This is a genomic window from Lysinibacillus sp. PWR01, assembly GCF_043359455.1.
Classification (GTDB): Bacteria; Bacillota; Bacilli; order Bacillales_A; family Planococcaceae; genus Lysinibacillus; species Lysinibacillus fusiformis_F.
On sequence record NZ_JBHERJ010000104.1, the window covers coordinates 26238 to 34116 of the forward strand.

At 34.1% G+C, this 7879-nt stretch carries 6 protein-coding genes; 1 reads left to right on the forward strand and 5 read right to left on the reverse strand.

Features of this window, described 5'->3' with window-relative positions:
• Positions 1–132: 132 nt before the first annotated feature.
• A complete protein-coding gene (locus ACEVFT_RS24690; protein WP_393951568.1) occupies positions 133–1401 on the reverse strand; it encodes a polysaccharide deacetylase family protein in 1269 nt (422 codons plus the stop codon).
• Between the two features lie 82 nt (positions 1402–1483).
• On the reverse strand, positions 1484–2239 hold the full coding sequence (locus tag ACEVFT_RS24695) for a hypothetical protein (RefSeq protein ID WP_342442227.1): 756 nt from the start codon (positions 2237–2239) through the stop codon (positions 1484–1486).
• A 493-nt stretch (positions 2240–2732) separates the two neighbouring features.
• Here ACEVFT_RS24695 and ACEVFT_RS24700 point away from each other — a divergent pair, with 493 nt between their 5' ends.
• A complete protein-coding gene (locus tag ACEVFT_RS24700) occupies positions 2733–4010 on the forward strand; it encodes a hypothetical protein (protein ID WP_393951569.1) in 1278 nt (425 codons plus the stop codon).
• A 246-nt stretch (positions 4011–4256) separates the two neighbouring features.
• On the opposite strand, the gene ACEVFT_RS24705 is transcribed toward ACEVFT_RS24700, so the two are convergent.
• From ACEVFT_RS24705 to ACEVFT_RS24715, 3 genes are all read right to left on the reverse strand, one after another.
• Positions 4257–6188: an ABC transporter substrate-binding protein gene (locus tag ACEVFT_RS24705; RefSeq protein WP_393951570.1), complete on the reverse strand. Its 1932-nt coding sequence runs from the start codon at positions 6186–6188 to the stop codon at positions 4257–4259.
• 364 nt (positions 6189–6552) lie between these two features.
• Complete coding sequence (locus ACEVFT_RS24710; protein ID WP_393951571.1) at positions 6553–7740, reverse strand: ABC transporter substrate-binding protein; 1188 nt, start codon at positions 7738–7740, stop codon at positions 6553–6555.
• Positions 7709–7870, reverse strand: a complete 162-nt coding sequence (locus ACEVFT_RS24715; RefSeq protein WP_393951572.1) for a helix-turn-helix domain-containing protein — start codon at positions 7868–7870, stop codon at positions 7709–7711. Before ACEVFT_RS24715 ends, ACEVFT_RS24710 begins: the two co-directional genes overlap by 32 nt.
• Between the last annotated feature and the right edge of the window lie 9 nt (positions 7871–7879).

Genomic DNA, 7879 nt, shown 5'->3' on the forward strand with positions numbered 1-7879 from the left:
AAACATTCTAACCTATTTGATATTTTTTCCATGCTTCCAGTGGGAATTTTTTCATATTTTGTGATCCTAGCAACAACTTAAATGACTATTGTATAAAGCGTAAACATGTGAATCCGTATATTTATTCGCAATCTATTGTAAAACTACAAGCTTTATATCATGTTGCTTGAGATATTCAAGTATTTTGGGCAATACTTCAACAGTTTTACTTGTTTCATGGAATAAATAGATTGAACCTGACTTGCCATTTTCTCGTATATATTCGATAATTTCTTCTGAATCCTCTACTCTCCAATCTTCAGGGTCCCGATTCCACATAACCATTTTCATATTTTGATTACGAGCATTTTGTTTCAACTGTTCATTAAAGGCCCCGTATGGAGGACGAAGTAATGTCACAGGCTCCCCTATTATAGAAGATAGTACTTCATTTGTTTTATTTAAATCTGTTATTTGCTCACTTGAAGATACTTCTGATAGTTCTTTATGCTCCCAAGAATGACTCCCTATAGACATTTGTTGTTGTTTTGCATATGTTACGTACTGAGGGTAATTAACTGCATTTTGGCCTATAAAAAAGAATGTCGCCTTTATATCATGATCGACTAAAATATCAACAATTTCCTTCGTATATTTAGATGGACCATCATCAAAAGTAATGGCTGCATACCCCTCAGGTAGACTATATGTCATTTCAGATTCGGTTATAAAATAATCCTCTGCATTGACCTTCTTAATAGGTTCCTCATTCAAAACAACATCAGTCTTACTCACCTCATCACCCTTATTAGTATTAGCTGCAACAGAATTCATGTTTTTTTCCGAGCTAATCTTAACAACCTTTTCATTTTCTGTAGTTTCTGGGAATATGTTTACGTTAATCATGATATTGTTAAATGCAATAAAAAAGGTTACTAGAATGACAACAACACCTATGACCATTTGAATGAGATGTTTAATCCTTTTTTGGGGGATCTTTTGAGAGTCTCGTTTTTGCTTGGTACGCTTTTTATCTACTTCAGAACAAATTGTAATAAATTTATATTTCTGATCAATAGAAAGTTTTTTTGCACTTTGAATAGTATTTAGCTGATTTAATATTTCAACATATTGTTCAGAACATTTAAAATCATACGATTCAATAATAGAGCCGTTACTTTTAGTAATTGTACTTAAAAACTCGTTTCGGAAAGGATCCCACTTTGACCTCAAAGAAAGCCGATAGCGAGAATAATTATCAAAGATAACAAGCTTCTTAAATTGATCATATGTTTCACTATCAATTTCTAATTCTAAGAAAACGGTTTTCTTATTTAAGATTGTCTTTACATTCAACAAAAAAAGTATGGAATCACTTCTAATTGAATGTAATTCAATTATATTAGTCTTATAGTTACTCATATTGGGTCTCCTCTGCTATTGGGTCTCCTTTTCTATTGAGTCATCTTGCTACTTATAGAACAGCATGACTTAGAGCAGTATGCTATTCATTCCTCTTGTCTCTTTTATAATCTAAAAATGAGGCAGACATTCTATTTGTGAAATCACTTGCCATGCTCATTAGATATTCGTTTTCCTTACGAATGTGCTCATTTTGTTCTTTATAATTCGCGTTTTCAGATTCTAATTTTAAGATTATATCTTCCTTTTTCTTCAATTTATTTACCCAATCTAAAGTTTCTTTCTCATATTGTTCATTAAAGGATTGATACTTCTTGTTTTCTACATTAATAATATTTTTTAATTCTTCAATTTCATTCGTTAATGAAAATTGCATTTCTTTATAGTCTTCCATATGCTGATCTAATTGTAGATTTTTATCGGTTATTTTCTTTTCAAGCGTGTCTATTCTACTTTCTTTACTTTCTATAATCTTATTTAATCTATTAACTTCTTTGATTCTTTCAGATAATTGTTCTGAGGTGTGTTTATATCTGTTTTGTAGCTCAATATATCTATGTTCAGACATTTGATGTTGATGAGCAATTTGCTCGGTAGAAACGATTAAATCCATCACAGCTTTATTATTTTTAATACTACTAGGAATATGAAATAAGCTTTGTGACTCGGGTTCATTCTTTTCCTCTTCATTAGCATTATTTTGTTCTTCTTCATCAACTTGTTGCTCAGTTATTGCGTTAATTTCATTCGTATCAGCCTGATCTTTTTTCTTTAGAAATTGAAATCTACTAAGCATACTATCATTCACCTTCCCAAACTGTTGTTCAACAAATTTCATCTAATCAATCCTTTTTCTTGGTGCCTTTATATCAAATACACTATTTTCCAACATTATTTTTACAAATTAACAAAAATCTCTACAATGATAGACAATTTTAAATTATTTTAGCAATCAGAAATATACAATATCTATACCAGACATCTACAAAACATCTACAATCTTATTTCATGGTATATATTAGGAAGATTTGCTTATGTCATCAAACATATAGCACTAAAAATGCAAATTTCTTGAAGAAGCCCTTTTTTAAAAAGAACAGAAATATAAAAGTTAACCTTGAAAGGAAATACTTCACATACAATGAATGTTCCTTTGTCTCTCCAACGTTTTTAATTTTCTACTTGCTTAGAATTTGCAATATGAACATCACTAGTTTGTCTAATAAATACAAAAAAGATTCTAGTCTATGTTAAGATTGAATTAACACCATATATTGTATATATTCCCTTCGATTAACCAAAAACATTAAACACAGGAGGATTCTTACATTATGAAATCTAACAAAAGACTTGTCTTACTGTCTTTAGTGGCAGTTCCCTCACTTCTATACAGCGCGCCAGTATCGGCTGCTGAGATACCAAAACCAGCCTACATAACTGCTAACTACAATGCTAACGTGTCAAATGTTGTGCAACTTATTAACAACATTAACAATACAACCGCTACCTTCCAGACAAATTTAGAGGCAGCTCTGAAGGCTTATAATGCTTTAACAGCAACAGAAAAACAGTATGTCACGAACTATTCCACATTATCATCACACCAGCAGACAAGAATAGCTTATCGTAAGCTTGCAACACAAATTGAAGAGAAATTGTATTCTGTGGATTCTACATCCTCAAACTATTATCAAAATGTTATTGAAACAAGAGATTGGTATAATACCTTGAATGCAGCACAAAAAACTTTTGTAAGTGCATCTGCGCAAAAAATACTAACTTCCAATATTGCACCAAATACATCTGTTGAAAAAGTAGTCAATAAAATTCAATTAATTAATTCATCTCGTCTCTCGTTTCATAAAGATGTAGCCGATGCCCGAGCAGAGCTTAATGTACTGCGTAAGTTTTCAAATGTCTCTTTACCTGTGGGTATTGAACAGCTGTTACTTGATGCTGAACAGCTTGTCGTAAAGGATAAGGCAGCGGCTAAAGAAGTGGAAAATGCTATTGCAGCTTTATCACCAAAAACGTCGACAGCTCAGGATGTACAGGCAGTCAAAACATCTTTTGAAGCTTTAACACCTGTCCAACAGCAACTTGTGCCGAACGTTTGGACTTTAGTGGATTTTGTACAAGGGAAATATACACTTCCTACAAAGGACAGCATACCTAAAACACCTACATTATCAGATACTGCGGCTATTCCGGGCAAAACGACAGCAATGACAAAAAATAAAAACACTTATAAAGCTAAAATTAATGTTGCCGCATCAGAAATTGACACGGAACGTTTTATTCTAACAACAAAAGACAAAATGACCATCATCATTCCGCCGCTTTATACACTAGTCAATGAAGATGAAGGGGTAATGGATATTCAAGTAACCAAAAAGGCAAACCGTATTACACTTCAGGCTACCTTAAATAAAAAACCAGTAACCTTTGATGCAAATATGGAAATCATCATTGAGGGTTTAACAGCTAATTCATCCATCGTTCACTCAAATGATTTGGGTAAGCGAGTACCTGCCGATTTCATCATCAGCGGAAATCGCCATATTATCCAAACAACTACATCTGACACATTCCAAATCATAAACAATTAAATGAAAAGCACTAAAGAAATACCAACGAGACTTATGTTGGTTTCTTTAGTGCTATCTTTTTTTACTCATTCCCCTCAATTTAGTTCGAAAGAGAAGACCGTAAGTTGTCCATAAACTATATTATTGGAGTGGCCCTAAAAAAAATAGACAAAGTCAAAAAATCGACTTTGTCTTATCCTAAATGAAAATAAATATACCCCATAAATGTTAAGCATAAACAAACACTTATGGGGCAATCAATAACTTTTATTTAATTTCTTTTGTCGTAGCTACTAGTTGATCCACAATGAAATCAAGCTGTTTTGACAATGAATAAATGTCGTTGTAGTAACAAAAACCAAAATCCATTTCAATAAGCCTTCCTTCTTTAATGGCAGGAATATTAGACCAAACTGGATGATCTGTTAAATCTACCATTCCGTCATAGGATGAACGGAACACATAGTCACCTGCATAATCTGTTAATACTTCTAAAGAAACATCGATCGCCTCATCGGTGTTGTTTTTATCATCAATTTTCTTTTGAATAATGTCTGGTGCTTTCATTCCTAGATACTCATAAATAGCTTGTGAACCGCGTCCAAAGGTATAGCTTGTCACAACTGACATTTTCCCTTTGCCGCCCTCCATAATACTAACCGTTTTATCTGAAATACCTGCCTCTTTTAACTGCTCTTGACTATCCTCTACTTTTGTATAGAAATTAGCTAATAGCTCTTTTGCTTCTTTCTCTTTCCCTAGAACTTCACCAATCTTCGTTAAACGTTCATCTAGTGATGTTGAGAAATCGATCATGACAGTAGGCGCAATTTTTTGCATTTGATCGTAAAGCTCATCCTTACTTGGAATAATGATGACATCAGGTTTTAATTGAATCACTGCCTCAACATTCGGTTCAAACCATTCACCTAAACTTTCAACTGTTTTTAATTCTTCCTCAAATGCTGCTCCCTCTTGTATTTTAGAGGAGCCCACTGGTGTCACATCAAAAGCTAGTACATCACCTGTATAATACATCACCACTACTCGCTCAGGGTTAACGGGTATTTCTACGTCTCCTTTCATAGTAGAGACCATTTTTGTTTGTGATTCGCTGGCTGCTTGTGTAGTAGAGACTTGTTTTTCTCCGCCTCCTGTATTGCTTGATGTTCCGCTGCTGCAAGCACTTAGTAAAAGCGTCAGACAAAGGAAAAGTGTTGCAATAGCTGATAATCCTTTTTTATTCATTGGTTCATACTTCCTTTCATTATATTGATAACCATTCTCAATATAATCTTGGAAGCTCCAATCGACAATGGAGTATCTTTCAGACATTGAAGGACTATCTTTTACCAGATCACTTACTTGTTTCTTTTGACGGAATTTTGTTGGTGAAACGCCTACTCTCTTTTTGAAAAGTCTACTAAAATAATAGACATCGCTATAGCCGACACCCATAGCGATATCGCGTAGGCTAGCATTCGTCTTCTCAAGCAAAATAGAAGCTTTTTCAATACGTAGCTGAATTAAATACTCAATAGGGCTATAACCTATTTGTTGCTTGAATTGAATGGATAAATGAGATGGACTATAGCGCAATGCCTTCGCAATCGATTCTAAGGTCAATGGCTTTGCATAATTTTGTTCTAGATAGGCTTTAATTTGACTAGAGACATTCAGTTTTTGAATGTCGACACTGTCCTGATCTAACTGCATGAAAATTTCATTTAATAACTGATAGAATAGCGATTTAACAGTAAATTTGCTGAGGTTATTGGCATTTTCCCACTTCATATACATGTAATATACTTTTTCAAACATTGTAATAGGTGAGTTAGGAACAAGACTATATTGATATTTGAAAGGATTATTTCTTTGCATGGCTCTGGCTATCATTTTATTTGGGGTTAAAGGAATGGAAGCTCGATAAAATATTAAAAAATATTCAAAGCCTTTGTCTGTAGCCTCTATTTGTAGGGTTGAGCCCTTTCCACCGTGAATAAGATGAAAACCCTCTAGTGTATAGCTTATTAAATCAATTTGAACTTCCGCACCACCACCTGTGGCATAAAGAAACATATTAGCAGGCAATTTATATGATTTTCCGATTTCCTCAGGTTTGAATAGCTCATATCTTATATCGAGCACTTTAATCGTGGCATGATTCCAGAGAAAAAGAAACTCTTCCTTTGGTAGCATCCTACATCATTCCTTCCCATTTATTACTTCATTCAAGTTTATTATAATTGATAATCGTTCTCAATATAATTTTCTAACAATCTTGCATGAAGCATAAAAACACAAATCAATTGAAGGTGTTCACTACTTTTTATGGAGGGGTGTTGTCACTGATGATTATCCTCATTGAAAATTAGAGCCTAACCTTTCTCTAATAGATATTTTGTTCACTACTGTTAGGAAAAGACACTTTTGCAGAATGGTTGATTGAAGTGGAGCCAACGACTCACCTTGCTACAAGGTCTTTTTCTGCTATTGATCTTTTTTTAACAACATGAAAATCGCTCAAGCAATCCAATGCTTGAGCGATTTTAAGGGAATTTATTTATTCTTCTTTAGCGTGCTGTACTAGCATTTCTGTCACTTCTTCAATCTGTCCTAGGATTGAAATAGGATCTGAAAACCAGAAACTCCAGCCATCAATTTCAAAAATTTGATCATTTTGCACAGCATCTAGCGTTTTCCAAACTGGTTCGTTTTTATAATCATATGTTTCTGTCGCTTTATCGACAGCCACAAAAATATAATCACCTGCATAATCTGGCAGTAATTCAGGTGATAATTCCAGCCACGGCTTTTCAGGATCAATTTCCTCTACTTCTTTTGCGGGTGGCGTTAGTCCAAGCCCATCATAAAATGATCGCCCTGTATAACCATTACCGTATAATGTTATATTCTTTGTTGCTCCACCAGCAAAAATCGTCACGGTTTGATCCTTACCAATGATATCTTGAACTGTTTGTCTCGCTTTTGCTACCTTTTGATTATAGTCATTTAACCAAGCCTTCACTTCTTCCTCTTTATCTAAAATTTTACTAAACTCCTCCAATGTTGCATCCATTTCTAAATTAAAGGGTATTAAGACTGTAGGCGCTATTTTGGCATATTCTTCGTATTTCTTATCATCCCCTGTAATGATAAGGTCGGGCTTCAAATCAACTACTGCTTCAAGGGATTCTTCAAAATAAGTAATTCCTTCATTATGCTCCTTCAGGTAGGGGCTTTTCATATAAAGCTCCTGTGTTCCTACTGGTTTAATGCCCATAGTTAATAAAAAACCTGGGTAATAATCGGTTACGATACGTTCTGGGTCAACAGGAATTTCGACATCCCCCTTCACAGTGGATACAATTTTTGTTGTCGACTGTACTTCCGTTGACTCATTAGCTGGTGCTTTTGTTTCTACATTATTAGAAGCAGTAATGGCAGTACCAGAACATGCGCTAAGCAATAAAGTGAAGCATAGCAATAAAGTCGCCATCATAGAGGACTTTGTTTTTTTATTCATCGATAAATCTCCTTTTGCTTTATATTGATAATAATTATCATTATCAATATAATGTCGTATCCACTTTTTATCATTAGACAAAGAAAGCCGATACATAGGACGATACGATTTATGCTTATCTGGCTGTTGTTTAAATTGCATTGGGGTTTGCCCACTGTACTTTTTAAAGATACGGATAAAATAAGAGACATCTTCATAGCCAACACTCGAAGCAATCTCCTGCAAGCACAGCAGTTGTATGTATTAACAACTGCTGTGCTTTTTGTATTCTTATCTGAATAAGATAATCAATGATACTTCTACCCGTCTTCTGCTTAAATTGCTTAGCTATATAGGGCACACTATAATTTAACATTTGGGCAAG